Origin of the sequence: Amycolatopsis thailandensis, from assembly GCF_042723255.1 — a bacterium.
Lineage (GTDB): Bacteria > Actinomycetota > Actinomycetes > Mycobacteriales > Pseudonocardiaceae > Amycolatopsis > Amycolatopsis thailandensis.
On the sequence record NZ_JBHXJK010000044.1, the window covers coordinates 1 to 26,105 of the forward strand.

The following is a 26,105-nucleotide window of genomic DNA, read 5'->3' on the forward strand; positions in this document are numbered from 1 at the left end:
GTTGAGGGACCCTGGGTCCCTCAAGGAGGCCTTCACGGACTTGGCACCTGGGATAGCGTCCCTTTTGGACAGTCACGCCCCAGGTTCACTGCCGGCACCCGGGATCGACGTCAGGCGGTTTGTTCGAGGTAGGAGTGGACCTCTTCCGCCCGGGGGTCGCCGAGTTCGTCGAAGATCGCCAGTGCGTCGTGCCAATGGGCGCGGGCTTCGGCGAAGTGCCCGCGATCACGCAGTACCTTGCCGAGGCTGGTGAGCGCCCACGCCTCGCCCCACCGGTTACAGGCGGCCCGGTTCACCGCGAGGGCGGGCTCGAGGTAGCCGATCGCGTCGTCGAGACGACCGAGTTCCCGGCAGATGTCGCCGAGGTTGTTCAGCGCGATGCCTTCACCGTGCTGGTCGCCGAGTTCCCGCCATACCATCAGTGCTTGCTCTTCGGTGCGCAGCGCGTCGTCGAGTCTGCTCAGCTCCAGGTAAACGCCGCCGAGGCTGGCCAGTGCCCAGCCGGTACCGAACCGGTCGCCCGCCTCGTGGTACTTCGCCAGCGCGAGCTCGAAATGGTCGAGGCATTCCGCGTGTCGCCCCAGTCGCCAGTAGGTTCCCGCGGTGAAGTGCAGCGCGCTGGCCTCGCCTCGTGGCTCGGCCAGTGCGCGCCACCGGTCCAGCGCTTCCTGACCGAGATCGAACGCGTCCTGATATCGCCCGATCTCCCAGTAGCCGAACCCCAGATTGATGAGCATCCACGCCTCGCCGACCGGGTCGCCGGTACGGCGTGCGGCGGCGAGTCCCAGTTCACTGGTGCGGACCCAATCCGACCGGTATCTGCGGAGATAGAACAGATCGAACAACGTCAGCGGAAGCTTCCAGGCCGTGTCCAGCCTGCCCGAGCCGGACGCGTGATGGCAGGCGGCGACCAGGTTCGCGCGTTCGGTTTCGAGCCAGGCGAGGGCTTCTCCGCGCGAAGTGAAGGTGTCCACCGGCGGTGTGTCCACCACGCGCGGGTAACACGGGACGATCAGGGCACTGGCGGCGTTGGCCGTGCGCAGGTACCAGTCGAGCATCCGGGTGATGGCGGCTTCACGAGTGGCTTCGCTCTCTTCGGCTAGTGCGCGTTCACCGGCGTAGACCCGGACGAGATCATGGAACCGGTATCGGCCGGGTGCGGGTTCGTCGAGCAGGCGTTCGTCCACCAGCATTTCGAGGAGGGCACCGGTCCCGGTGTCGTCGCATCCGGCGAGCGCGGCCGCGGCAGGCACCGAGATGTCGTCTCCGCGGTGCAGCGCGAGCAGCCGGAAGAGGTGGCGCGGTTCGCCGTCGAGATGCCGGTAGGACAACGCCAGCGCGGCCGCCACACTGCGGTCTCCGGCGGCCAGCTCGGACAACCGGGTGCGCTCGTCCGACAGCAGCGCCGCCAGGTGCCGCGCCGTCCACGCAGGCCGAGCGCGCAGCCGGGCGGCCGCCACCTGAAGTGCGAGTGGAAGCCGCCCGCACAATCCGGCCACCTCGGCGAGCACGTCGAGGGGTTCGGACGCGACTCGTTCCCTGCCCGCGACGCGGGCGAACAGCTCGATCGCGTCGTCCTGCCCCAGAGAGTCCAGCGTGACAGGTTCGGCGTGCTCCAGTCCGGTGAGCGAGCGACGGCTGGTCACCAGGGCGAGACAGCCCGGCGTGGCCGGCAGCAGAGGCCGGACCTGCCCTTCCGTCGCGGCGTTGTCCAGCACCACGAGCACTCGCTTGCCCGCCAGCTTGCTACGGAACTGCGCCGCACGGTCGTCCAGACCCCGCCGGATCTGCTCGCCGGGCGTGCCGAGCGAGCGCAGCAGCCTGTCGAGCACGACGGCGGGCTCGACAGGCTCGACCCCGGCGGTGAAGCCGTGCAGATCCACGAACAGCTGACCGTCCGGATAGTCCCCCGCGATCTGATGCGCCACCTGCACCGCCAGGGTGGTCTTGCCGACCCCCGCCATCCCGCCGATCGCACTGATCACCACCGCGTCCGTGCCTCGCCGGTCCAGCATTTCGGCGAGTTCGGACCGCCGTCCGGTGAACGCGGGCAGACTGGCCGGAAGCTGGGCTGGCGCGGGCGGTTCCCCGGTGGGCGGCGGCGCGAGCGCGGGAGCGTCGTTGAGGATCGCGCTGTGCAGGTTCCGCAGTCCGGGGCCCGGGTCGACACCGAGCTCCTCGACGAGTTCCTTCGCGGTGGCCTGATACACCTCCAGCGCTTCCCTGGACCGGCCACTGCGATAGAGCGCGACCATCCTCGCCGCCACCAGCCGCTCCCGCGCCGGATGGCGCGCGGTCAACTCCGCGAGCTCACCCACCAACTCCCGGTGCGCCCCCACCGCGAGATCGGCCTCCACCCGCGACTCCAACGCCTCGAGACACACCTCGTCCAGCCGATCCCGCAGGAACCGACGCAGTCGCTCCGACGTCAGGTCGGCGCAGACCGGCCCACGTCGCAAGGCCAGCGCTTCCCGGAGGATCCGCGCCCGATCGGCCGGATCCGCGGTCCGGCGTGCCGTGGCGACCAGGCGCGTGAACCGATGCACATCGACCGCGTCCGGATCCACCTCGATCAGGTAGCCCGCCGCCTGACTCGTCAGCAGAACCTGATCACCGCATGTCTCGGCCAGCCGTTTCCGCAGCCGGGAAACGTGCACTTGCATCGCGCGGCGCGGCTCTTTCGGCGGATCGTCGTCACACAACAAATCGATCAACCGTTCCACCGGAACCGGCCTCGGCGTGTCCAGCAACAAGAGGGCCAGCAGACCTCGCTCACGGCGGTGCCCCACATCGACTAGCTGATCCCCCAAGATCAACTGGACCTGCCCGAACAGGCAGAACTCCATATCGCCAAGGTACCGCAAAGGCGCCGCAACTTCACTGCAACAGCACCGTGGCATCCTATTTTCAGGGGGAAATCACTGGCGGACCAGGCATCGGCGAAACAAAAAACGGGCCGATCGCCGAGATTAATGGCGCACTGGCCAGGTTCGCGACAAAAGGCGGCCGCCATCCCGAAAGAAGGGAGCGCCCATGATCTGAAAATGTTCGCGATCAAGAAGTTGTCGCACAGCTGCCTAGTTCCCTGAAATCGACACACCGCAACTTGGAATTCAGAATTCGAGAGGGAGAACGATGAGGAAATCGCTACGCGGAGCCTTGCTCACCCTGCCCGGCGTTGTCGCCGCCGCGCTGATCGGCGTCGGCGGGATCGCCACGGCCGCGCCCGCGGGCACGCAGGCCGACCCGGTCCGGACCTTGGACTGTAGTCACCCGCATTCGAACAAGGACTCCGCTTCGGGCCGGACGACGACGGTCCTGCGCTATCGGACCGGCCCGCACACCAACTGCACCGCACTGGGGCAAGCCGCCAGGGGCACGCTGATCTACTACCACTGCTGGACTTCCGGCGAATCGGTCGGCGGCGTGAGCACCTGGACCTGGGGACGCGTCGCGGGCACGCAGCGTGAAGGCTGGTTCTCCGACAAGTACCTCGACGACGGCGGCTCCACGAAGAAGTGCTGAGGTGAGACCGTGGTGCCGAGCGGCCGGCTCCGCCCGGCACCACGGTCCGCACCCGTTACGGCCGGGGGATGTTGCGGAGGTTGGCACGGGCGAGGTCGATCATCCGGCCGACACCGCCTTCGAGGACGACCTTGCTCGCGGCCAGCGCGAATCCACCGAGCTGACCGGCGGTGATGTGCGGCGGGACGGACAGCGCGTTCGGGTCCGTCACGACGTCCACCAGCGCGGGACCGTCGTGGCTCAGCGCTTCCTCTAGGGCGGCGCGCAGCCGCGTCGGATCGGTCACCCGCTCCGAGCGCAGGCCGGCGCCGCGCGCGATGGCGGCGAAATCGACCTGCCGGTGGTCGGTCTGATAGTCGGGCAGGCCGTCGACCAGCATCTCCAGCTTGACCATGCCCAGCGAGGAGTTGTTGAACGTCACGATCTTGACCGGCAGCTCGTGCAGGGCGACGGTGAGCAGTTCGCCGAGCAGCATGCCCAGTCCCCCGTCGCCGGACATCGAGACGACCTGTCGTCCCGGGTAGGCGAACTGCGCGCCGATGGCGTGCGGCAGGGCGTTGGCCATCGTGCCGTGCAGGAACGAACCGATGACCCGCCGGCGCCCGTTGGGCGTGAGGTACCGGGCGGCCCAGACGTTGCACATGCCGGTGTCCACGGTGAAGATCGCGTCGTCGGCGGCGAGTTCGTCGAGCAGGTCGGCGGCGAACTCGGGATGGATGGGGATGTGCCGTTCGACGTTGCGGGTGTAGGCGTCGACGACGTGTTCCAGGGATTTGCAGTGGTCGCGCAGCATGCGGTCCAGGAAGGCCCTGTCGGTCTTGCGCCGGAGAAGCGGCAGCACGGCCCGCAGGGTCTCCCGCACGTCGCCGTGCACGGCCAGTTCCAAGGCGGTGCGCCTGCCCAGCCGGGTCGCGTCGTGGTCGATCTGCACGGTCCGGGCCTGGGGCAGGAAGGAGTCGTACGGAAAATCGGTGCCCAGCAAGAGGAGCAAATCCGCGTCGTGCATGGCCCGGTAGCAGGCGCCGTAACCGAGCAGCCCGCTCATGCCGACGTCGTACGGATTGTCGTACTGGATCCACTCCTTGCCACGCAGGCTGTGGCCGACCGGTGCCTGGACAGCCCCGGCGAGCTCCATCACCTCGGCGTGCGCGCCGCGCACCCCGGCACCGGCGAACAGGGTGACGGTTTCGGCTTCGTTGATCAGCTCGGCGAGCCGGGCGACCTGAGGCTCGGGTGGCACGACCGTCCCGTGGCCGGCGACCGGCGCCCCGTTCCCGGTGGGCGAAGTGGCCTCCAGCTGCGCGACGTCGCCCGGCAGCACCAGCACCGACACCTCGCCCCGGGCCAGCGCGTGTTGCATGGCGATCCGCAGCACCCGGGGCATCTGGTCGGGCCCGCTGATCTGCTCGCAGTAGCCACTGCAATCGACGAACAGCCGTTCCGGGTGGGTCTCCTGGAAGAACCCGGTACCGATCTGGCCGGACGGGATGTGCGAGGCGAGCGCGAGTACCGGCGCGCCGGTGCGGTTCGCGTCGTACAGCCCCTGCACCAGGTGCGTGTTGCCCGGCCCGCAGCTGCCCGCGCACACCGCGAGCCGTCCGGTCAGCTGGGCCTCGGCGGCCGCGGCGAACGCGCCCGCCTCCTCGTTGCGCACGTGCACCCACTCGATACCCGGGGTGCGGCGGATCGCGTCGACGACCGGGTTCAGACTGTCACCGACCACGCCGTAGATCCGTTCCACCCCGGCTTGCACCAGGACTTGAACGAACTGCTCGGCGACATTGGGCTTGGCCATCACGACCCCTTCGAGGCTGCGGCGGAGGGAACACCTTTCATGATCCACGTGACGACCCCACTTCGCAGGTTCTGGGCGCGGGCGGGTGACATGACCTTGTCGCGCCGGGCTAGACGACCGCGACCGTCAACCGCGCGGCGGGAACGCCCGTTACGGACCGGGCCGGATCGGCGGCCGTTTTGTACGAATCTTGTACGAGCTTGAAGAACCTTCGATCGGACCGCGAAACTCGACGAAGGTGAGTGCCCATGCCTGAGCGGATGCAGCCGGGAGTCACCGGCTCCACGTTCTCCCGACGTTCCCTGCTGCGTACCGGTGGCGGCCTCGTCGCGACGACGGCACTGCTCGGCGCCGGCGCCGTGTTCGCCGGACCGGCTTCGGCCGCGATCACCGCGATGCCGACGTCCAAGCGCTTCGACCTCACCGAGCCGTCCTACGACGAGTTCCGCAGCAAGCTCCTGCACGAGTCGCACCACGTGATGCAGGGCTTCGCCTTCGACAACCAGAACGTGCGCATCTTCATCGTGAACGCCCGCAACGGCGGGACCGGGGACGACCTCTGCGTCACCCAGGTCAACTTCTCCGGCGAGATCCAGGGCTCGATGCATCTCAACAACGCCGGGCACGGTGTGTCGATCGGTGTCGAACCGGTGGGCACCGACTCCTACATCTGGATGGAATGCGACTCGAACGGACCCACCGGCGACGGTCGCGGGACGGCGCTGGCCAGGTTCAAGTTCGTCAACGGCGGCACGCCGTCGGTGAAGAAGTTCCTCACCGGCAGCGAAACGATCACCTGCGCCACCGATCCGATCAACAAGCGGATCGCGGTGCGCCGCAAGGAAAACGGCAAGATGACCATCAGTGTCTTTTCCCTCGCGTCCGCCGCCGCCGGCGACTTCAGCACACCACTCGCGCATTTCCCGCAGCCCGCGCTTTCCGACAAGCAGGTGACGTTCCAGGGCTACACGATCTACGGCCAGTATCTGTACACATTGGACGGCGAGGGCCACGAGAACCCGGCCGACATCAACTCCTACGTCACGTGCATCGACATGAACACCGGAAAGGTGAAGAGCCGCGCGCTGACCAAGGCGGGGAAGTCGCTCGTGTACCGCGAGCCGGAAGGCCTCGGAATCTACCGGAGCCTGGCCGGTGAGACCCGGTTGTACATGGGATTCGGTTCGCGCAGCAGCATGGGAAACATCAACCGCTACGCGAACCTCTTCTACAAGAACGTCCTCATCGACTGAGGCCGCGTGGGTCGAGCCGGTCGCGCGCTCGCCGTCTTCAGGTGTCGCGCACCGGCGGAAGGCAGGAAAACCTCCCCGCCGCAACCCTCCGAACTCGCCGATTTCTCCGAATCAGCAAATAGGCCGAGGGCACAGAATCATTCTGTGCGCAAATTCGGATGAGGGGCATACATTTCGTTCCACCACAACAATTTTGACGAGAAACACCAAGCTTGACAGCACCGTGGAGTTTGCTTACGGTCCATTCGCTCAGGTTCTCGCTGATCGATATCCGAAGGTGTTCATGACCTCGACTCCACCGTTGCCCAAATTCCGTCAGCAGTCGATTCTTGCCGTTCTCATGCTGTGTTCGCTGTTGATTTGGCTGGACAACACCGTTCTGAGTACCACGCTGGAGACCCTCGCGGACCCGATCCGCGGGCTGGGGGCCGATCCCGGCGAACTCCAATGGGCGACGGGGTCCTACACGCTGGCCTTCGCCACCCTGATGTTCACCGCGGGCGCGCTGGGCGATCGCTTCGGTCACCGGACCGTGTTCTCCGGTGGACTGGTGGTCTTCGCCGGTTCTTCGCTGTGGGCGGCATACGCGAGCGACGCGGGCCAGCTGATCGCGGCCCGGGCGGTGATGGGGGTCGGCAGCGCGCTGATCACCCCCGCCATGCTGGCCATCCTCATGTGGACCTTCACCGGCCCCGCGCGGGCCGCCGCGATCGGCGTCTTCTCGACGTCGGCCGGTGTCGGAATGGCGGCCGGCCCGGTGCTGGCGGGGTTCCTGCTCGACCATTTCCACTGGGGCTCGGTCTTTCTGATCAACGTCCCGGTCGCGGCCCTGGCACTGGCCGGGCTCGCCGTGCTGGTCCCGAATTTCCGCAGCCCCGCCCGGCGGCCGCTGGATCCCGCCGGAATGTTGCTGTCGTTCGGCGGACTGGTGGCGTTGGCCTACGGGCTGATCCGGGCGGGACAGGTGGCCGCGTGGAGCCGTACCGATGTCTGGGCGCCGATCGTTACCGGCCTTGTTCTGCTGGCCGTTTTCGTACTCGTCGAACTGCGTGTCGAGATGCCGGGCTTCGATCCGCGGCTACTCGCGCAACGCGCCTTCGGCGGCGGCAATGTGGCGCTCGGATTGCTGCTCTTCGGCGTGGCCGCCATTACCTTCTACAACGCGTTCTACCTGCAAGGCGCGCTCGGGTTTTCGCCGATGAAGGCGGGGCTGGCCAACATCCCGACCGCGCTCGGCGCGCTCGCGGGCGCGCCCCTCGCCACGCGCCTGGTTCGCCGGCTGTCGCTGAGGCTGGTCACCGTGCCGGCGCTGATCGTGGCCGCGCTGACCATGGGCGGGTACGGGTTCCTCGGGCTGCAAACTCCCCTCGTCCTGATCGAGCTCTTGTTGTTGATCCAGGGTCTCTCGATCGGCATGGTGATCGGCCCCGTCACGGCCGCGTTGATCAGCACCCTGCCGTTGGAGCAGGCCGGTGCGGGTTCGGCCGTCACCAACACCGTGCGGCAAACCGGCAGTGTCATCGGAATCGCGGTGGGCGGAACGATCATGTCGATCATGTACCGGCGCGCGATCGAACCTTCGCTGGCGGCTCTACCCGGCCCGGTGCGGGATCAGGCGCTCGTATCCGCCGAACAGGCCCGCCACGCGGCCGCCGCCGTCCACCGGCCCGCCCTTGCCCAAGCCGCCGATGACGCGTTCATCCACGCGATGCACGTCGGCGCGGGCTGGATCGCGGTCATCGCGCTCCTCGGGGCGGCCGTGCTGTTCGCGACGCTGCCCGCTGCCGAAAGGAAAACGGCTCCGGCACCGGAGCCTGCTTCGCTAGCATCCACGACGTGACAAACACACCACGCCAGTCCCATGCCGACGAGGTCGCCCGCCTCGTCGGCTGGCGGGCCGGGGACTTCCGTCCGGAACTCGACTGGGAGACCGTCGAACGTGAACTGGGTACTCCGCTCCCCGGCGACTACAAGGAATTGCTGACCCGATTCCCGTCAGGTGCCTTTCGCGACAGCATCGAGGTGGACAACCCGGGGCAAAGCGCCGGCGAGCTGGCGACCACCAAGCGGAACAACGAGCAGCTCCTGAGGATCTTCGCGGACGAGTACACCGGATACCTCACAAAGGTGTCCTATCGGCTGTTCCCCGAATCCGGCGGGCTCTATCCCTGGGGAACGCACGACGCGGGCGGCACGTTCTGGTGGATCACCGATTCGGCCGACCCGGACACCTGGCGGATCGCCTACAACGACAGGGACGAGTGGCACGAACACCCCGGGCCGATGTCGAAGGTCCTCCACGAGATCCTGACGAGCACCGGCACGGACAACATCCTCGACTGGGACATGACCGGTAAACCCTTGACCTTCACCGGGTTCGTCGGAGAGCGGATGATCTCTTACCCGGCGACGTGACGTCGACCGGCCGGGTCTCCTACCGGCCGGTCGACACTTCGACGGAGAACCGCAAGGTCACCTTCGAGCTGACCATGAGCCTGGTCGCGAAGTTCTGGTTCACTCCCCACCGATGGCGATCGATCGTGACGCTGCCCGCGAAAGCCACCCTGTTCGCGGCGATGTCGACCAGTTCGACGACGATGCCGCGAACAGGGTTGGTGACGCCCCGGACGGTCAGGTCCCCGGCGACCTCGAACCGGGTGCCACCGAGGTGCCGGATCCCGGTCGAGGCGAAGGTGATGGCCGGGTGGGCCTCCGCGTCGAGGAACGCCCCGCGCAGCTGATCGTCACGCCGCGCGTTCCCGGTGTCGATGCTCGCGGCCTTCACGGTGAACCGGACGCTGGACTTCGACGGTTCACCGCCGTCGAGGCGGACACTGCCTTCGAACTCGTCGAAGTGACCTGCCACCCGGCTGGACATGGTGTGCCGCGCGACGAAGCCGAGCGTCGTCCTGGCGATGTCCAGCCGGTGGTCACCGGTCATCTCGCTGAAGGTGGTCATGCTGCTGCTCCTAGCCGGTGGGGTGTTCGGTCTCGCCAGTACGACGACACGACCCCGCCGGATGTGAGGCGGCCATACGCCCGGTTAAGTGGGTGTCACCAGGATCTTGCCGTCGACCTGTCCGGCCACGAGCGGTTCCAGGCCATGTGCCACCAGGTCTTCCAGGGTGATCAAGGAGTGCAGCAGCAGTGGTGCGAGTGTGCCTTCGGAGAGGATGTCGAGGGCGATGCCGAGGTCGGTGTCGCAGACGTGTGCGACGGTCGAGTCGACGGTGATCTCACGTAGGGCCAGGGCGAACAGGTCTACGGTGGGATTGTCTTTCGGCAGGCCGACGGCCAGTACCCGGCCGCCGGTGGTCACCATTCGCAGCGCGTTCTCGAACTGCCCTGGCGCACCGCTGGCCTCGATCACCACGTCGGCGCCTCGGCCCGCTGTGCCTGCCAGAACGGCTTCGACCACGTCCTGACGCGCGGGCAGGGTGCGTGTCGCGCCCAGTTTCGCCGCGCGTTCCAGTTTGGGCCCGGGAAGGTCGATCACGGTGACATCGGCTCGGCGAAGGTGGCCGAGACCGGCGAGGACGAAGGTGCCGATCGCGCCGGCGCCGATGATCACGACGGAGTCCCCGTCGCGGACTCCCGCGCGGCGGGCGGCGTGCAGCCCGACTGCCAGCGGCTGCGCCATTCCCGCCGCGTCGACGGACAGGCCGTCGGGGATCGGCCTCAGCGTCTTGACCGGTGCGGCGACATATTCGGCCAGCCCTCCCGGTGCGTTGAGGCCGAGCGTGTAGTAGCCGCGGCAGATGTTCGTACGGCCCAGCGCACAGCGGTCGCATCGTCCGCACCAGACTCCGGCGCCCGCGGCGACGAGAGTGCCGGCGGGCAACCCGGCGCGGCCGTCGACGACCTCGCCGACGAACTCGTGGCCGGGGATCATCGGGCCGAGATGCCCGCTGGCCGGATGCCTCCGGTGCAGCGGCACCATCACCGGCCCGGCGGCCCATTCGGTCGCGTCGGTGCCGCAGATCCCGCTGCGCCGGACGGCCACCAGCACCTCGCCCGCACGGGGTTCCGGCAAGGGAATCCGTTCGATCCGGATGTCCCGGGTTCCGTGGTATACAGCGGCTTTCATGGTCGCGGTCATGCTCCGGCCTCGACTTCGCGCCGGTCGCCGACGGGTTCCGCCTCCCGCGCTCCGGTTCGCGGCAACGACAGGGTCGCCAGAACGGCCAGCGCGAAGAAACCGGCGCAGACGAGAAGTCCTCCGCTGAAGCCGACGACTCCCGCGAGTCCCGCCAGGCCGAAAGGAGCGAAGGCGGAGATGCCGCGGCCGACGTTGAAGCAGAATCCCGCACCGGTCGCACGGGCCCGGGTGGGGAACAACTCGCCGAGGTAGGAGCCGAAAATGCCGAAGAACGCGGTGAAGGCACCGAACAGCGGGCCGAGCCACAGCAGACTCGCCTGGTGGGTGGTGAAGGCGTAGACGGGCAGGGTGAGCGCGACACCGAGCAGGGTGAAGATGATCGTCCGCCGACGGCCGATCCGGTCGGCGACCATGCCGAACCCGTTGTACCCCAGGAACATGCCGATGTTCAGGATCGTCACGAACAGCGCGACGTCGCTCGCCGGGAGACCACGTTCGGCGGTGAGGTAGGTCGGCAGCCAGGTCGTCGCGCCCCAGTAGCCGGTGAGCGCCAGAGCGGCCATCAGCGTGCCCAGCAGGGTGGTCCGGCGCAACGATCCGTCCAGTACGTCCCGCACGGTGACGACGTGGCCGGTCCGCTGCGCCTTGTGCGCGACCCAGTCGGCCGATTCCCGGAAGAAGACGAGGACGACGAGGACGGGAACGGCCACCGCGGTGCCGGCGAAGAGGAACATCGACCGCCAGTCGGGCAGGAACTGCCCGGAAACGACCGCCGCGAGCGCGCCTCCGGCGGGAAAGGCACTGATCACGAACGCGGCGGCGCGACCCCGGTGCCGCGAAGGCCAGGTCTCGACCACGTACGCGGACACGACGCTCCACACCGCGCCGAGTCCGATCCCGGCGAGGAACCGCAGGAGCAGGAACACGGCGAAGTTCGGTACGACCGCCAAGGCCGCGGTGAAGACCCCGAAAATGAGCAGCGACGCGATCAGTGCCTTCTTCCGGCCGAAGTTGTCGGCCACGTAACCGCCCGCGACGCTGCTGACCCCGATGCCCAGCAACGTCGCGGTCGCGAGGAGACCGGCCTGGGTCGCCGAAAGGCCCATGTCGTGCCGGATCGCCGGGAGCGACAACGACAGCAGGACGATTTCCAGCGCGTCGAACAGATACGCGAGGAAACACCCGCCCAGCACGATCCATCGGGTACTTCGCATCTTGCACCTCCACGTCGAGGTTTTCGGGCAGGGGAAACCGGGCGGCCACCGGAACGGGCGCCGCCGGAAGGGGAGGATCAGGGTCAGGCCGTGGGTGGTTCGGCGACGAGCACGAGATCGAAGGTCAGGCTCGTCCAGTCACCGTGGGGCCGGGAGCCGTCAGGAGCGCCCCCGCCGTGATGTTTCGCGGTCTCCACGACGAGACCTTCCTTGACGCCGAACACGGCGTCGCTGTCCAGATAGGGGTCGCCGGCGAGGAAGATGTGCGTGATCAGCGTGCGATGGCCCGGCGCGGTGACCTTGAAGTGCAGATGCGCCGGCCGCATGGGCCCCCGGCCCGCCGCATTCAGGAGATCCCCGACCGGACCGTCGTGCGGGATCGGGTAGGGAGCGGGCAGGACCGACCAGAACCGGTACTCCCCGTCCGGCCCGGTGCGCAGCCAGCCACGCCCCGCCGACCGGTCGTCGGTGTACTGGACGTCGTAGAAACCGTCCTCGTCGGCTTCCCACACGTCGACGCGCGCTCCCGGGAGCGGGGCGCCATCGGTGTCACGGACCTGTCCCGAAACGTGGCACGGTGTCCCAGCCGCGCCGCGCGCGATGTCGCCGCCGAGCGGGATTTCCGGTGACTCGTCGACGAAGAATGGACCGAACACCGTCGCTTCGGTCGCCTCGGGCACTTTCGGCTCGTTGATGGCGACGGTCAGCATGGACAGGCCGAGGACGTCGGACAGCAGGATGAACTCCTGTCGGCGATCGTCGGTGATGTGCCCGGCGCGGGTGAGGAATCCGATGGCCGCCTCCCACTCCTGTTCGCTCAGGCGGACGTCCCGCGCGAAAGCGTGCAGGTGACGGACAAGGCTTTGCATGACTAGCCTCAGCCGTGGATCGGCGGTCCCGTCGAAGCTGGCGAGCACTTCGTCGGTCAAGGCCTGCTCCCGGTCCGCGACGGATTCTTCAGGACTCATGAGATCTCCTTCGCGGGATCGGTCCCGGCCCAGGCTGCACGCAACAGCCATCTGAGGCTGTCGGCGGTGACCGGACGCGGGTTGTCGGCGGGGGCGAGCGCCAGGATGTCTTCGAGGACGACATCGGCGTAGTCCTCGCGCAGCCCGAGTTCCCGCAATCCGGGCGGTACGCCGAGCTTTTCACCGAGCCGCCGCAACCCCTGGACTGGATCGGCGAAGCCGAGCGCGGATGCGATACGGAAGACGGCGTCGGGCGCGCGGGGAGCGTTGAACGCCAGAACGTAGGGGAGCACGATCGCGTGGGTCCGCGCGTGCGGCAGGTCGAACGCGCCGCCGAGGACATGGCAGATCTTGTGGTGCAGGCCCGATCCCGCCACCGCGAAGGCCGAGCCGGCGAGATAGGCGCCGAGCAGCAACTCGGTGCGGGCGTCGAGATCACCGGCGTTGGCGGCGACCGCGGGCAAGCCAGCGGCGAGATGCCGGATGCCGTCTTCGGCCACGGCGTTCGAAACCGGATTCCGCCGGGGCGCCCAGAACGCTTCGGCGCAGTGCGCCATCGCGTTCAGTCCACTCGCGACGGACAGGTCGGCGGGAAGTGTCAGGGTGAGCTCGGGATCGTAGACGACCGTCCTCGGGAGCACCCGCGGATCGGTTCCGGTGCTCTTGCGGCTCCCCTCCGTCAGCCCCCACACCGGAGTGACCTCGGAACCGGCATACGTGGTGGGAACGGCGACGATCGGCAGACCGGTGGTGAGCGCGACGGCCTTGGCCGTCCCTGTCGTCGACCCGCCGCCCACACACAGCACGAGATCCGCTTCGGCCGCCGCCACGCGGACGCGTTCGGCGACTTCGAGCGGAACGTGCGGCCGGACTCCCGAGAACGTGGCCGCGATCCGGCCCGCGAACGGCGCACACAGTTCACGCGCCAAATCCACTTCCGAATCAGCCGCGACGAGCAGGATCCGCGTGGCCCCGAACGTGTCGATCTCGTCCAGCAGCCCACCGCGCGCGACGCCGGGCCCGAACACAACGCGTCCGGGCAACGCGTCATAGGTGAAGGTGTTCATCGGGCGGGCTCCGGCAGGACGGTGGGCTGGTAGGCCAGCAGCAGCCAGCGGCCCGTGTCGCGCACCCACACGGCCAAGGCCCGGTTCGCGAGGGTCTTGCGGGTCCCGCCCGCGGTGATGTCGGCGTGCATCTCCCCCACCACGACCGCGGTGTCCCCTGCCACCGTGATCCGGTCCACGGGGTGGTCGATGCTGTGGTAGACATAGAAACCCGAGCGCAGCTTGTCCAAATAGGACTCCAGCGTGTCGGTGACCGCGTTCGAATGGGTGTAGGCGAGATCGGGATGGGCGTGCGCGGCGAAGGCGGCGAAATCGCCCGCCATCACCGCCGCGTACCTGGCATCTTCCAGGGAGCGGATGGTCGATTCGGCATCGCCGCTGGTCATGAGAGTGCTTCCTCCTTGGTCACCGGCCGGCCCGTGCGGTCGCGCAGGATCGCGAGCACCTGGGCCATGTCTTCGGCGCCCCGACCGGTCGCCACCGCCTCGTCCAGCACGGCGTAGGCGGCTTCCGCTCCCGGCAGGTCGAGCCCGGCCGCGAGTTCCAGAGCGAGACCGAGGTCCTTGCGGATCAAGGAAATCGGGGCCGCGACACCGGCGGACGCCGGAGCCAGGAACGCGTCCTCCTTGTAGCCGACATAAGGCGCGCCGGCCGCGCTCCCGCGGAGAACGTCGTAGAAGACCTTGAGGTCCAGCTCTCCCGCCTCGGCGATGAGCAGACCTTCCGCGACGCCCTGGCTGAGGGTGGCGAGTACGGCGTTGATCGCGAGTTTCGCCGCGGATCCCGACCCCGCCGGTCCGGTGTGGAACTGTGCCGACGTCATCGCCGCGAGGACCGGCCGGACGCGTTCGAACTGCTCCTCGGTGCCACCGACCATGGTGGTGATCGTGGCCGCCTCGGCCATCGACACGCTCCCGGACACCGGTGCGTCGATGACGTCCACCGGACCGGTGCGAGCCAGCTCCTTCACGAGCGCGGGACCGACGGTGCCCATGACCACGTGCAGATGATCCCGACCGGCATCCGCCAGCCCGGTCAGGACCAGCTCCCGGGTCGCCACGCCGTCGGGGAGCATGCTGATGGACAGCTCCGTCTCGGCGAGCCCGGCCGCCGAGGCGACCGCCGTGATGCTCGCCGGAACACTGCCGAGGCCCGGGTCATGGGCAAGGACCGTGTGTCCCGCCCGTACCAGCCGGAGGGCCATCGGCAGGCCCATCCGTCCGATCCCGGCGAATCCGATCAGCACGGCATCTCCTTTCCGTCACCCTTGCTTGCTCAAGTGTTCACTAATATTGAACACTTGAGCTCAAACGTCAAGTGACAGCGGACGAGATGTGATCAGCGCCCTCGGTCGCGATCGGCTTTCAGGAGCAGCGCCAGGGCCTCGACAGCGTTCGAAGGCGACTGGGCGACCTCACCGGAAAGGTCGCCGAACTGGGACTCCACCCACTCGCGGGTGTGCTCGAGCTCCCGCCTGCCGGACACGAACCACACACCTCGCGCGGGCTCGGCTCCGTGGTTGAGGTACATGTGCGGACGGGTGGAGTCGAAGCACAGGGAGTCGCCGGGGGCGAGCAGGTGCCGATCGAAGTCGAGCAGCAGGGTCAGTTCGCCCGACAGCAGGTAGGCATGTTCGATTCCGCTGTGACGCATCAGTTTCCGGTCGACCGAACTGGCGGCACCGGGCGCGTAGGTGACCAGCAAGGCATCGACGTCGGCCTGGCCGCCGATGGCCAGCCGCTCCCACCGGACGCCATTGGCCATCTCCAGGACCGGGTTGTCCGCGGCACGCTGCACGACACCGGGCGGCGTCCGCGCGACCGGCCGCTCCGGCGACTCACTCACGACCGGCACCCCGGCCTGACCCACGTCGATGCCGAGTAGTTCGTCGAGCGAGATGCCGAGGTGGCTGACCAGCGCGTACAGCGTGCTCACCGAGGGCTGGGACCGGCCGGTCTCCACCTGCGAAAGCAGGCTCGGCGAGATCCCGGCGGCGGTCGCCACCTTGCGCAGACTCAGCTTGCGCTCCTCCCGCGCCTGCCGCAGCGCGGGCCCGATCCTGTCCTCCACCGCGAACCCCTTTGCACCCTCAGTTCACCATCGCTGAACACTACCGCCGGGTTCAGGACCCCGCACTGACCACCTCGCCACGTCGGGTGACATACAGCGCGCCTGCCTTGACAGCAGTGTTCAGTATGATTAAACAGTGCGATCGCAGTCGCTCACCGATCCGAAGCCCGTCCGGAGGCACCGATGCCCACTACCGAACCGACGATCGAGGCCGTCCTGGCCGGACGTCCCGTCACACGCGAAGACGTGCTGGCATGGGAGACGAAGCGGATGAACGAGGCCGCCGTCAAGATCGGCCTCCCGGTCCCCGCCGGCGAACTCGCCCGCAGGCGCGCGGCTTTCGCCGACGCCAAACTGGACCTCGGCCCCGACGAGATCCGGCGCCGCCTCGCCCGGGACATCCGCCGCGCCGACTGGGTCGCGCGCACCTCCACCCGCCTCTCGCGCGGGCGTCGCGTCACCAGCACCTGCGACCTCTTCGTCACCGGAGCCGGTACCGCTGCGGACTTCCTCGCCTGGTTCGGCGACGTCGGCCGGGACGACTACGCCCACAGCATGATCGCCGCCAACCCGGACCACTTCCTGATCGACACCGCCCCCGACGGACGGCAGGAAGTCGTCGAGACGACCGGAGGAAGTCCCCTCGCGACCCGGTTCCTCGTCGACTACGCCGACACCGCGGAGATCGTCACCCACCGGGATCCGGCGTTCCCCCTCGAAGCCTCCGGTGTCGCCCGGACCGGCACCGGCCTGGCCATCGGTGGAGTCCGGCACGAGTTCCGCGACCACGCTGACGGCTTCCACGCCCATCTGTGCGTCGAGTTCCCGCGGTTCACCCTCCCCACCATGGTCACCCGCCACCGGATGCACCTTGCGTGCGAGTTCTCGAACTGGATTGCCCTGGCCTTCGCTCGCTGAACGAACTCGGTCACCATTGGGCAACTACGGCGACTCGCCGGGCGATGCCGACGCTACGCTCCTGCCGAATCGGGCAAAGCGTCCGTTCAGGAAGGAAGACCGATGAGTCGCAAGTACCGCCTGATGACCCTGCTGGCCGCCGGAGCCGCCCTCGCGGGAACGGTGGTCGCGCCCGCGACCGCGATGGCCGCGCCGAGCTGCACCTCGGACCTGTGCCTGTGGTCGGGAATCAACTACACCGGCACGAAGAGCTCGGCGGGGTATTTCGACAAGAACACCCACTGCTACCCGGACAAGCACTACAACTCCGCGGTCAGCCGCACCGGCTACAGCATCCGGATGTACAACGGCTCCTCGTGCAACGGCCCGTCGTTCGTGCTCGGACCGGGCAAGCAGGTCGCCAAGACCCAGTTCGTGGTGCACAGCTTCCGCCGCGCCTGACTCACGCGGCCAGCCGGGCCGTGCGAAGGGGTTCCTTGGCCTGGGTGGCGTAGTGGGCGGTGACGATCGCGCCGGCCATGGCCAGGATCAGGCCTGCGATCGTGAAGGTGGCGAAGCCGTCGCGGACACGGTCGTCGAGGAAGAGCAGGCCGATGACCGAGGACAACGCGGTGTTCGTGGTGAACATGATCGCGTTGACCGCCGTCGCACCGCCCTTCTGCAAGGCCAGGGCGAACGCGACCGCCGCGGCCAGGCCGTTGAGGATCATCGCCCACACGGCCGGTTCCGCCAGCATCCCCCAGCCCGAGGACGGCAGGTTCAGGGTGCGCGCCGAGACACCGACCACGCTGAAGCCGACCCCGGTCGCGAAGCCGAGCACCTGTGCCGCCCAGGGGCGGTCGAATCGCCTGAAGTACCAAGCGATCGCCCCCACGACCAACGCCATCGCGGGCAGGACCCAGCGCCACCCCGCCGGGAGGACCTTGGCCGGGCCCGGCTGCGCCGACAGTCCCAGCAAGACCAGGCCGACGGCCCCGACTCCCAACGCGGCCCAGCCCGGCGCCGCCAACCGGCTGCCCAGGAACGCGGAGATCGCGGCCGTCACGCCGACGCTGAACGCCAGCACCGACTGGACGAGGAACAGCGGCAGCCGATGCAACGCGGCCGCCGCGCAGGCGAAGCCGACCAGGTCGACTCCGACGCCGAGGAAGTAGATCCACTGGCGCCGCAGATGCACCAGATCCAGCGCGCTGCCGCCGTAAGCGCCCGCGCGGCGGACGCCGATCGACTCCAGCACCGAGCCGCTACCCGAGGCCAGCGCCGCCAGCAGCGCGAGGACGTATCCGACGATCATTCCCGCAGTCTGTCAGCCGCGCTCAGGCCACCTGAGCAGCACACATCGCTTTCACACCGTGGTCGAACTCCGTCACCGGCCGTCACCGTCTCCGGGTGGGAGTACGCCGCGGGGTAGTCGGCCGCTTCGCGGTCGTCGTGGAGCGATGGGCCGTGGTCCGGGTCGTGTCCGGCGTCAGCTGGGTCGTGGTGGTCGACGGGGTCGCCGGCGGTGACGGCGTCGAGGTCGTCAAGGGGCCGGTCGCCACCGTCTTCGGAGCCGTCGTGGTCGGCGCGGGCACCACCTTGCCTGCTCCCGACCCACCCCCGGCGCACGCGCCGAGCAGCACACTCGCGCCCACGACCAGGCCAAAGCACCACGCCCGCATGGCCGGGACCCTAACAGCCGCCGCCTCCCCGACCGGCCGTTATCGACGGATCGACCTCCGCTGGGACGTCCGGCCGGCGGCGTTGGAGGGCGTGATGCCCGCCGACCTGCGCGCCACCTTGCGGCCGGGGACCTCGATCCCGGACGAGGCCGACCAGGCAGTGCACCCGGACTGGCCGGAGAACGAGGTCTGGGGTCGGGTGGCCGGCTTCGGCGGAGCGGACCCGCGACCGACACCCCGGAAGACCGAGGATCTCCCGGCCGATCCGGCCGATCAGAGGTCGAGTCCGGGGCCGGTGATGTAGCGGCGGCGCAATTCCGCGTGCCCACGGTCGGTGACGTCTGTGCTGTCGACGTACTGATCGATCGCACCGACCGGGGGCAGGGCCCGCACGGCCGAGTCACTGATCGTCGCGACCAGGGCGTCGGTGAACCGGTAGGCGTCCAGAACCCGGAACGGCCGGTCGTGGAAGTAGCGGACCGTCACGTCCACCGGCTCGGTGAGACCGAGATCGTTGTGCAGCCGGGCGGCGATCTCGTAGGCGCGGGAAAGGTGCCGCTCACGTTCCCGCCAGTCTCGCGAGGACAGCGCGCCGGACAGGTCCGGAGTCAGCGCCTGGGCGCAGGGCAGCGCCGCGAAGGCGGTGCCAAGCCACTTGCTGTAAGGCGGATACACCCGGTTCATCAACAGGCACAGCTTCATCAGGTCACGGACCTGCCGGGCGGCGACCACCGCGGAGCCCAACTCGTCGCCGACCTCGCCGCAGCGACCGACGAACGGCTCCTCCTGTGACAAGCGCATCCACTGGCACGCCAGGACATAGCGCCACACGTCGTCCGGATACCAGGCGAGCAGCTTTCGGTGAGGTTCCAGCAACCCCAGCCCATCGTGGAAGACGACGCCGCCCGTCAGCTCACGCAGCACCTGCGTCGGCACCGTCAGCCAGGTGGAAGTCGACAGACCGCCGACCGGATCCGTACCGAGTTGCCCGGTGAAGAACTCCCGCAGATCGGCGACGTGTACCCAGTGCCGAGCCGGCGCGTCCGACGGGAAGGCGAAGCGCACCGGGTAGCCACGGAATTCGAGCGGCAGCCGACGATCGAGCAAGGCGTCCAGGTCGTCGCGGCGGGCGAGGAAGTCCGCGCTGCCAAGGAACAGCTGCATTCGCGGCCCCCAGGCGTGGTCGGTGGAGCGCGCGGTGTCGAAGCCTTGCACCTCCGAACCCCAGCCGATCAACGCCGCCGAGTACGGCACCCCGGCCAGCTCGCTGTTCAAGATCGGCGCGACGACTTCGGTGTAGAACAGCTCGGACAGCTCAAGGCCGGGAAGGAATGGTCGCGTCACGCCTGTCACTCTGACAGGACCTCACCGCGCCCTGCCAGTCGATATTCGGGTCCTGGACGAGGGCCTAGAGCCCGGTCAGCCGCCCACAGGCCTGCCAGAGTTCCTGACGTTGCGCGGCGGTTTCCCGGGTCTTGCCGAGGTAGTGCGTCGGCCGCTGGGCCCGGTCGTGCCAGAACATCCCGTTGTACCGGGCCGGTTCGTCGGCCGCGGCGAGCCAGACGAAGGTGTCGGCGCCCTGCTCGGCGTCCCGCAGGATCGGCCGTGTCAGTTTCTGGAACGTCGGCAGGGAGGTCGCGACGCCGGGGGTGTCGGCCCAGCCGGGGTGGGCGCTGTGCACGGTGATCCCGGAGCCGTCCAGCTCGTCCGCCCAGAGTTCGGCGAGCACCACCTGCATGCGTTTGGTGCGCGCGTATCCGGCGGCGGGCTTGTACTCGCCGTGGAGGTACTGGAGGTCGTCGGTGCGCAGAGGCTGGCCGTACATACCGCCGGAACTGACCCAGATCACCCGCGCCCCCTCGGCGAGTTTCGGCCGGAGCGACGCGGTGAGGAGATGCGGGCCGAGAACGTGCGTGGCCAGCATGACCTCGTTGCCCTCGGCCGTTTCCGTCCGCTCGGCCGGCATGACGCCGGCGTTGTGCACGAGGATGTCGATCTCGCCGTCGAGGTCTTTCGCGTAGTCGCGCACGGACGAAATCAGGCTCACGTCGCACTGGTCGACGACGATCCGCGCGCCGGGTGCGGCCCGTTCGATCTCGGCGCGGGCGGCGTCACCGTCGCCGCGGACCGCGATCCGGACGGTCGCCCCCAGTTTCGCCAGTCCGACGGCGGTCGCCTTGCCCAGGCCCGCCTTCGCGCCGGTCACCACGGCGACCTTGCCCGCGAGCGCGTCCGGCGCGGGGTCTTCGGGCCACCACCGACGTCGCAGGAAGTGCCCGATGCTGCTGTAGCCGAGCAGGGTCCGGTCGAGCACGGTGTCGGCGGCTCGGGTGACGGTGGACATGCGGGTGCTCCTCAACGTTCGTAGTACTGCTGGGCCGGAACCAGTGCCCACACCGTTTTCCCGGTCGGCTCGCCGCGGAAACCCCAATCGAGGGTCAGTTGATGGATCAGCCGGAGTCCGTAGTGCGCGCTTTCCGAGGTGGACCGCAAGACTTCCAGGTCGGGGTCGTCGTCGGAGACCTCGACCAGGAAGCTGCGGACCTGCCGGTTGACGCGCAGTTCACCTGGTCCGTCGGTGTGCCGGTACGCGTTGCTCACCAGTTCGTCTATCACCAGCAGCAGGGCACCGAGGGGTTCCTCTTCGCCGCGGCCGAAGCCGAGCTGGTCGGCGACGACGGAGCGGATGTCGCGTAGCTCGGGAAGGTCCCGCAGGTCGAGCGTGACTTCCGCGGCGCCGGCGACCCGGCGGCACAGTCGGTCGAGTTCCGCTTCCAGCTCCGCTTGGCCACCGCTCATCGCGCCCAGCTCCCCTCACCTACACACCTCTCACGAGGCGTTCGGAGCCGGTGAGCCCCGCGGATGGGTGCTAACTGATACGGGGACCGGACTTGGCGGAGAAGCGGAACTCGATGGTCATCGGGAGCTCGCCGAGGTCCAGAGCCTGGCGCAGCCGCGGCAGCCCTTCCTCGGTGACCCGCTCGCGGATGGCGGCCAGATCGCCGTCCTGCTCGGCGCTCAGCACCACGGCCAGCGCCGGCGCGTCCTGGGTGCCGCCGAGCGTGGCGTGTGCGGCGTGGACGCCGGGATAGGTCGCGACCTCCGCCACGAACGGTTCCACCGCGGTGCTCGCGGCCAACGCGGTCTGGCCGGTGTCCTGGTCGAAGCGCCAGGTGCGGGATTTCGGCTTGCGGACGGGCTGCGCGACGAGCCAGCGCAGCGTCAGCAGTCCGACGACGACCGCACCCCCGGCGACGGCGTACCAGACCCACCCGGGCGGCGCGGCCGTTCCGGGCACGAGCGTGGCACCGCGAGCGAGCAGCGGGACCTTGCCGAAGTGGGTGCCGACGGCGAAGGCGCCACCGGCGATCAGTACGAGCCCCGTCAGGATCAGGAGGGTGCGGTTCAGCCTGGCGGGACGGTTGAGATCGCTCATGACGCGCTCCTGGTGGCCTTGACCCGGACCCGCACGGCGGGAACGGTGGCGGGACCGATCTGGGAGAGGCGGTGCTCGATGGCGGCGCGGACCGCGTCGGCGAGCCCCGCCGTGTTCGTCCGCCCGGTGGTCACGACCGAGACGATCCCGCGCCGCTTGAGCTTCAGCTTCGCCGCCGAGACGCCGTCCACAGTGGACGCGGCGACGCGGAGCGTCGATCGGTAGCTGCGCAGGGAAGCGCCGGTGTCCGGGCCGCCGTCGAGCGGCAGCACGGTCGGCCTCCCCGGCACGATCGCGCTCATGAGGAGCAGCAGGCCGATCAGCGCGACTCCGGCGCCGACGATCGCCGTCAGCGGATCACTCCATCGGGTGCCGTGCAGCGCGGACGCGACGGCGTCGTAGCTGATCCACGGTTTCTCCCCGATGATCGTCTGGACCGCGACGGCGGCGGCCAGCACGCTGCCGGCGAGCACCACGAGGGCGACGAGCACGGCGGGGACGGTGCGGCGAGGGCGTCGTTTCATCGGACCCTCCTCGTTTCGGTCTCCCCGGAGTGCAGGGCCGTGACGGTGATGTCGACCCGCGTCACGGTCAGCCCCGAGAGTTCGCCGACGCGGCGGAGCAGGTGCTTTCGCGCGGTTTCCGTGGTGGCACGGACCGAGAGCGGGTACTTCACCGAGAGCCGGACGTCCAGGGTGGCCGTCGAGCCGGTGACGTTCGCGCTCACCTTGGCGCCCTGGTCGAGGTCCTCGCCGCCGACAGCGATCCCGAGCACCCGGGAGGCCGCGCCGCCGATGCCGTCGAGTTCGGTGATCGCCTGCGCGGCGATCCGCTCGACGGCACCGCCGGCCACGGTCAGCCCGCCGCGCCCGTCCGTGTCCGGCGCGGCGGCGGTCATGGTCGTCATGGCGGTCAGCCCCTGTCGCGGCCGGCCAGGGCCGAAAGGTCGAGCTTGCCGTCGAGGAACCGGCCGACCAGCAGGCCGAGGACGGCGAGGACGAGTACGACGAGGAAGGCGCCGAAGCCGCCGAACGCGCCGGCCACGCCGAGCACGAGACCGGTCAGCAGGCCGAGATGGGTGGCGTTCATGAACGTTCTCCTTGCTGTGTCGGGCGCGGGCCGGCGCCGGTGGTCACTGGACGCGGCCGGACTCGGTGTGCTCGTCGGCGTCGTCGTCGCCCGGGATGTGCACGTCGGAAACGTTGATGTTGACCTCGACGACCTCGAGCCCGGTCATCTGCTCGACCGCGCCGATCACGTTGCGGCGCACCGATTTGGCGAGATCCGCGATCGCGACGCCGTATTCGACGACGATCTGCAGGTCGACCGCGGCCTGACGCTCGCCGACCTCGACGGAGACCCCCTGCCCGGCGGACGCGGTGGCACCCGGGATGCGCTCGCGCAGCGCGTTGAAGGCACGCACGGCACCGCCGCCGAGGGCGTGGACGCCGGTGATCTCCCGGGTCGCGAGGCCCGCGACCTTCTGCACGACGGTGTCGGCGATCGTGGTGACGCCCTGGGTGGAGGCGAGCGCGCCGTTCTCGGTGGCGGGGGTGGCGGAGTTCGAGCTCGGCTTGGCGGTGGTGGCGGTGTTCGTCATCGCAATCTCCTCGGTTCGGATTCCGTTGCCTGTGGCGGAAGTGCGCGGTGTCCCGTTCGCTCCCACACTCCATAGACCCAGCCGGGAGAAGATCGTCACGACCCGATCGTGTGGTCTGGATCTCACCGCCCGTGGGTATCCCTTCCGGGCTTGTCTGGCGTTCGCGTGAGTTCTCTGTTAGGAAAGGTTCCTAACTAATGGGAGGCGATGTGCGCGGACGTGGTCTGGCGGCGGCGACGGTTCTGGTGGTCCTCTGCGGCGGTTCGGCCGCCGTCGCGGAGACGACGACGGCGGGAACCGGGGCGCGTTCGGCGCGCAACATCATCTACATCCAGGGCGACGGTCTCGGGCTCGGTCAGCGCGACCTGCTCCGGCTGGCGCTCAAAGGAAAACACGGCGAACTGGCGATGGACGGGCTCTCGGCCGCCGGTCTCGTGCGGACCTCGTCCGACGACGAGGACGAGGTCGTCACCGACTCGGCCGCGGCGGCCACGGCCCTGGCGACCGGGCACAAGACCCGCAACGGCGCCGTCGGGGTGGACACCCGCGGACGTCCGCTGGAAACGATCCTCGAACGGGCGAAACGGGCGGGGAAGTCGACCGGCCTGGTCACCACCGCGCAGGTGACGGGCGCCTCGCCGGCGGCCTTCGCGGCGCACGTGCCCAGCCGGGATTCACAGAGCGACATCGCGAAGCAGTACATCGAGGACAGCCGTCCGGACGTACTGCTGGGCGGCGGCGAGGACTGGTGGTACCCGAAGGGGAACCCCGGCCTCTGGCCCGACAAACCCGGCGAAGAGAGCCGCAGTCCCTACGGCAACCTGGTCGAACGCGCGCAGCGAACGGGCTACACCTACGTGCGTGACGGCGACGAACTGCGGAACACGAGGGCGAACCGGATCCTCGGCCTGTTCGCGAACGAGGACATGGTCGACTACGGCCCGGACGGCGTCGGGAAGTACGCGCCGCGGGTGCCGCTCCAGCAGATGGCACGCAAGGCGCTGGACACGCTGTCGAAGAATCCGCGCGGGTTCTTCCTCTTCCTGGAGGAAGAAGGGACCGACGGGATGTCGCACGAGAACAACGCGCACGGCGTGATCGACGCCGGCCGCGCGCTCGACACCACGATCGCCGAGGTCCTGCGCTTCGTCCGCGCTCACCCCGACACGCTGGTGATCATCGGCGGCGACCACGAGACCGGCGGGCTGAGCATCGAAAATTACGACGCCGAGGACACCGACCCCGACCAGGACGGTCCGTTCGGCGTACCGGGCTCGAAGCTTCAGTTCACTGTGGACTGGACGACCCATGACCACACCGGCGCCGACACCCCGGTCACCGCCGAAGGCCCCGGTTCCTCCAGGTTGGGCGGCACCGTCGAGAACACCGACGTCTATCGGGTGATGCGGGCGGCAAGCGGCCTGTAAAGCGGAAAGGCCACCTCCGTCGCCGGAGGTGGCCCTTCTGCGGGTACTCGTCAGCCGATGCTCTCGACGACGGCCTCCGCCACGGCCTTCATCGTGGTCCGGCGGTCCATCGCGGTGCGCTGTATCCAGCGGAAAGCGTCGGGCTCGGTGAGCCCCTGACGGCTCATCAGCAGCCCCTTGGCGCGGTCGATCACCTTCCGCGTCTCGAGCCGGTCGGTGAGGCCCGCGACCTCGGACTCGAGGGCCTGGAGCTCGGCGAACCGGCTCACGGCCAGCTCGATGGCCGGCACCAGATCACGCTTGGCGAACGGCTTGACCAGGTACGCCATCGTGCCCGCGTCCCTGGCCCGCTCCACGAGGTCGCGCTGGCTGAACGCGGTCAGGATGACGACCGGCGCGATCCGGTCGCCGGTGATCTTCGAAGCGGCCTCGATACCGTCGAGCTTGGGCATCTTGACGTCGAGAATCACCAGGTCGGGTTTCAATTCGGTGGCCAGGTTGATGGCCTGCTCGCCATCCCCGGCCTCACCGACGACCTCGTAGCCCTCTTCGCGGAGCATCTCGACGAGGTCCAGACGGATGAGGGCCTCGTCTTCGGCCACGAGCACCCGCCGCTGGGGTGCGGCGACGGCACCGTTGGCCTCGGCAGCCTGCTCGGTCACCGGGGTCCTCCTGAAGGGTCGTCGGGCAGTTCGGCTCGCGGACTGTCCGCGAACCTGAAGCCTACCGGGAACGATCCAGTCGGCGAGATGGCGTTCACCACGTCAGACGGTCGTCACACTCCCGGGCCCGGCGGAAGGGGTGGTCCCGGGATCCCGTAAAGTTCACCGGGCACCGCCCCCGTAGCCCAACTGGCAGAGGCAACGGATTCAAAACCCGTCCAGTGTGAGTTCGAATCTCACCGGGGGCACCAACAGGAACCTCACGAACAGAACCGGCGCGCTGCGCCGGGACGTCCAGGGGTTCCATGGTCTCGGAGATCCTCTCCGCCGCCTGACCGATGTCGGGCAGCTGGTCTGCTGGGAGCTTGATCGTCATTGTCGCATGCTCGCCATCGTCGTGAACCACGATC

28 protein-coding genes and 1 tRNA gene are annotated in these 26,105 nt (G+C 68.8%); 9 read left to right on the plus strand and 20 right to left on the minus strand.

Going from position 1 to position 26,105, the window contains the following annotated elements; translation table 11 throughout:
* Positions 1 to 110 precede the first annotated feature (110 nt).
* Positions 111 to 2,846 (minus strand): AfsR/SARP family transcriptional regulator, encoded by a 2,736-nt coding sequence (locus ACFWMR_RS19160; protein WP_378379303.1) that lies wholly within the window; start codon positions 2,844 to 2,846, stop codon positions 111 to 113.
* Between the two features lie 289 nt (positions 2,847 to 3,135).
* Here ACFWMR_RS19160 and ACFWMR_RS19165 point away from each other — a divergent pair, with 289 nt between their 5' ends.
* Positions 3,136 to 3,525, plus strand: coding sequence for a hypothetical protein (locus ACFWMR_RS19165; protein ID WP_378379304.1), 390 nt, complete (start codon positions 3,136 to 3,138; stop codon positions 3,523 to 3,525).
* A 55-nt stretch (positions 3,526 to 3,580) separates the two neighbouring features.
* Here ACFWMR_RS19165 and ACFWMR_RS19170 read toward each other — a convergent pair whose 3' ends face one another.
* Positions 3,581 to 5,320, minus strand: coding sequence for a pyruvate dehydrogenase (locus tag ACFWMR_RS19170; RefSeq protein WP_378379305.1), 1,740 nt, complete (start codon positions 5,318 to 5,320; stop codon positions 3,581 to 3,583).
* 248 nt (positions 5,321 to 5,568) lie between these two features.
* Between ACFWMR_RS19170 and ACFWMR_RS19175 the strand changes: the two genes are divergently transcribed.
* From ACFWMR_RS19175 to ACFWMR_RS19185, 3 genes are all read left to right on the plus strand, one after another.
* Entirely contained in the window at positions 5,569 to 6,573 is a 1,005-nt protein-coding gene (locus ACFWMR_RS19175) for a phage baseplate protein (protein ID WP_378379306.1), read from the plus strand.
* Between the two features lie 193 nt (positions 6,574 to 6,766).
* Positions 6,767 to 8,413 carry an MFS transporter gene (locus ACFWMR_RS19180; RefSeq protein WP_378379307.1) on the plus strand — a complete coding sequence of 549 codons (1,647 nt, stop codon included), beginning with the start codon at positions 6,767 to 6,769 and terminating at the stop codon, positions 8,411 to 8,413.
* Positions 8,410 to 8,988, plus strand: coding sequence for an SMI1/KNR4 family protein (locus ACFWMR_RS19185; RefSeq protein ID WP_378379308.1), 579 nt, complete (start codon positions 8,410 to 8,412; stop codon positions 8,986 to 8,988). The genes ACFWMR_RS19180 and ACFWMR_RS19185 overlap by 4 nt, the downstream gene beginning before the upstream one ends.
* Positions 8,989 to 9,007: 19 nt before the next feature.
* Here the strand turns inward: ACFWMR_RS19185 and ACFWMR_RS19190 are convergent, their stop codons facing one another.
* From ACFWMR_RS19190 to ACFWMR_RS19225, 8 genes are all read right to left on the minus strand, one after another.
* Positions 9,008 to 9,532 carry a YceI family protein gene (locus tag ACFWMR_RS19190; RefSeq protein WP_378379309.1) on the minus strand — a complete coding sequence of 175 codons (525 nt, stop codon included), beginning with the start codon at positions 9,530 to 9,532 and terminating at the stop codon, positions 9,008 to 9,010.
* Positions 9,533 to 9,616: 84 nt separating this feature from the next.
* Positions 9,617 to 10,672 carry a zinc-dependent alcohol dehydrogenase gene (locus ACFWMR_RS19195; RefSeq protein ID WP_378379310.1) on the minus strand — a complete coding sequence of 352 codons (1,056 nt, stop codon included), beginning with the start codon at positions 10,670 to 10,672 and terminating at the stop codon, positions 9,617 to 9,619.
* Positions 10,669 to 11,886 (minus strand): MFS transporter, encoded by a 1,218-nt coding sequence (locus ACFWMR_RS19200; RefSeq protein WP_378379311.1) that lies wholly within the window; start codon positions 11,884 to 11,886, stop codon positions 10,669 to 10,671. Before ACFWMR_RS19200 ends, ACFWMR_RS19195 begins: the two co-directional genes overlap by 4 nt.
* 83 nt (positions 11,887 to 11,969) lie before the next feature.
* Positions 11,970 to 12,854: an intradiol ring-cleavage dioxygenase gene (locus ACFWMR_RS19205; RefSeq protein ID WP_093933053.1), complete on the minus strand. Its 885-nt coding sequence runs from the start codon at positions 12,852 to 12,854 to the stop codon at positions 11,970 to 11,972.
* On the minus strand, positions 12,851 to 13,921 hold the full coding sequence (locus tag ACFWMR_RS19210) for a maleylacetate reductase (protein WP_378379312.1): 1,071 nt from the start codon (positions 13,919 to 13,921) through the stop codon (positions 12,851 to 12,853). Before ACFWMR_RS19210 ends, ACFWMR_RS19205 begins: the two co-directional genes overlap by 4 nt.
* On the minus strand, positions 13,918 to 14,307 hold the full coding sequence (locus ACFWMR_RS19215) for a nuclear transport factor 2 family protein (protein ID WP_378379313.1): 390 nt from the start codon (positions 14,305 to 14,307) through the stop codon (positions 13,918 to 13,920). Before ACFWMR_RS19215 ends, ACFWMR_RS19210 begins: the two co-directional genes overlap by 4 nt.
* A complete protein-coding gene (locus ACFWMR_RS19220) occupies positions 14,304 to 15,167 on the minus strand; it encodes an NAD(P)-dependent oxidoreductase (RefSeq protein ID WP_378379314.1) in 864 nt (287 codons plus the stop codon). Before ACFWMR_RS19220 ends, ACFWMR_RS19215 begins: the two co-directional genes overlap by 4 nt.
* A 92-nt stretch (positions 15,168 to 15,259) precedes the next feature.
* The gene (locus ACFWMR_RS19225; protein ID WP_378379315.1) at positions 15,260 to 15,991 is read right to left on the minus strand and encodes a helix-turn-helix domain-containing protein; all 732 of its coding nucleotides are present in this window, start codon (positions 15,989 to 15,991) and stop codon (positions 15,260 to 15,262) included.
* Positions 15,992 to 16,174: 183 nt separating this feature from the next.
* Between ACFWMR_RS19225 and ACFWMR_RS19230 the strand changes: the two genes are divergently transcribed.
* Both ACFWMR_RS19230 and ACFWMR_RS19235 read left to right on the plus strand, forming a co-directional pair.
* Positions 16,175 to 16,909 (plus strand): hypothetical protein, encoded by a 735-nt coding sequence (locus tag ACFWMR_RS19230; RefSeq protein ID WP_378379316.1) that lies wholly within the window; start codon positions 16,175 to 16,177, stop codon positions 16,907 to 16,909.
* A 102-nt stretch (positions 16,910 to 17,011) separates the two neighbouring features.
* Positions 17,012 to 17,350, plus strand: a complete 339-nt coding sequence (locus ACFWMR_RS19235) for a peptidase inhibitor family I36 protein (RefSeq protein ID WP_378379317.1) — start codon at positions 17,012 to 17,014, stop codon at positions 17,348 to 17,350.
* 1 nt (position 17,351) lies between these two features.
* On the opposite strand, the gene ACFWMR_RS19240 is transcribed toward ACFWMR_RS19235, so the two are convergent.
* Positions 17,352 to 18,203, minus strand: a complete 852-nt coding sequence (locus tag ACFWMR_RS19240) for a hypothetical protein (protein WP_378379318.1) — start codon at positions 18,201 to 18,203, stop codon at positions 17,352 to 17,354.
* 95 nt (positions 18,204 to 18,298) lie between these two features.
* On the opposite strand from ACFWMR_RS19240, the gene ACFWMR_RS19245 reads away from it, so the two are divergent.
* Positions 18,299 to 18,874: a hypothetical protein gene (locus tag ACFWMR_RS19245; protein ID WP_378379319.1), complete on the plus strand. Its 576-nt coding sequence runs from the start codon at positions 18,299 to 18,301 to the stop codon at positions 18,872 to 18,874.
* Here ACFWMR_RS19245 and ACFWMR_RS19250 read toward each other — a convergent pair.
* From ACFWMR_RS19250 to ACFWMR_RS19285, 8 genes are all read right to left on the minus strand, one after another.
* Complete coding sequence (locus ACFWMR_RS19250) at positions 18,844 to 19,914, minus strand: DUF4037 domain-containing protein (protein WP_378379320.1); 1,071 nt, start codon at positions 19,912 to 19,914, stop codon at positions 18,844 to 18,846. The genes ACFWMR_RS19245 and ACFWMR_RS19250 overlap by 31 nt on opposite strands.
* A gap of 64 nt (positions 19,915 to 19,978) precedes the next feature.
* Positions 19,979 to 20,914, minus strand: coding sequence for an SDR family NAD(P)-dependent oxidoreductase (locus tag ACFWMR_RS19255; RefSeq protein ID WP_378379321.1), 936 nt, complete (start codon positions 20,912 to 20,914; stop codon positions 19,979 to 19,981).
* 11 nt (positions 20,915 to 20,925) lie between these two features.
* A complete protein-coding gene (locus tag ACFWMR_RS19260; protein WP_378379322.1) occupies positions 20,926 to 21,369 on the minus strand; it encodes an ATP-binding protein in 444 nt (147 codons plus the stop codon).
* Between the two features lie 70 nt (positions 21,370 to 21,439).
* The gene (locus ACFWMR_RS19265) at positions 21,440 to 22,006 is read right to left on the minus strand and encodes an alkaline shock response membrane anchor protein AmaP (RefSeq protein WP_378379323.1); all 567 of its coding nucleotides are present in this window, start codon (positions 22,004 to 22,006) and stop codon (positions 21,440 to 21,442) included.
* Entirely contained in the window at positions 22,003 to 22,530 is a 528-nt protein-coding gene (locus ACFWMR_RS19270) for a DUF6286 domain-containing protein (protein ID WP_378379324.1), read from the minus strand. The genes ACFWMR_RS19265 and ACFWMR_RS19270 overlap by 4 nt, the downstream gene beginning before the upstream one ends.
* A complete protein-coding gene (locus tag ACFWMR_RS19275) occupies positions 22,527 to 22,913 on the minus strand; it encodes an Asp23/Gls24 family envelope stress response protein (RefSeq protein ID WP_093933039.1) in 387 nt (128 codons plus the stop codon). The genes ACFWMR_RS19270 and ACFWMR_RS19275 overlap by 4 nt, the downstream gene beginning before the upstream one ends.
* 5 nt (positions 22,914 to 22,918) lie before the next feature.
* Positions 22,919 to 23,095: a hypothetical protein gene (locus tag ACFWMR_RS19280; RefSeq protein WP_005154991.1), complete on the minus strand. Its 177-nt coding sequence runs from the start codon at positions 23,093 to 23,095 to the stop codon at positions 22,919 to 22,921.
* Positions 23,096 to 23,138: 43 nt separating this feature from the next.
* Positions 23,139 to 23,606: an Asp23/Gls24 family envelope stress response protein gene (locus tag ACFWMR_RS19285; protein WP_378379325.1), complete on the minus strand. Its 468-nt coding sequence runs from the start codon at positions 23,604 to 23,606 to the stop codon at positions 23,139 to 23,141.
* 209 nt (positions 23,607 to 23,815) lie between these two features.
* On the opposite strand from ACFWMR_RS19285, the gene ACFWMR_RS19290 reads away from it, so the two are divergent.
* Positions 23,816 to 25,033 carry an alkaline phosphatase gene (locus ACFWMR_RS19290; protein WP_378379326.1) on the plus strand — a complete coding sequence of 406 codons (1,218 nt, stop codon included), beginning with the start codon at positions 23,816 to 23,818 and terminating at the stop codon, positions 25,031 to 25,033.
* A 50-nt stretch (positions 25,034 to 25,083) separates the two neighbouring features.
* On the opposite strand, the gene ACFWMR_RS19295 is transcribed toward ACFWMR_RS19290, so the two are convergent.
* Positions 25,084 to 25,695 (minus strand): ANTAR domain-containing response regulator, encoded by a 612-nt coding sequence (locus ACFWMR_RS19295; protein WP_005157321.1) that lies wholly within the window; start codon positions 25,693 to 25,695, stop codon positions 25,084 to 25,086.
* A 174-nt stretch (positions 25,696 to 25,869) separates the two neighbouring features.
* Here ACFWMR_RS19295 and ACFWMR_RS19300 point away from each other — a divergent pair.
* Positions 25,870 to 25,946, plus strand: a tRNA-Leu gene (locus ACFWMR_RS19300).
* Positions 25,947 to 26,105: the final 159 nt, after the last annotated feature.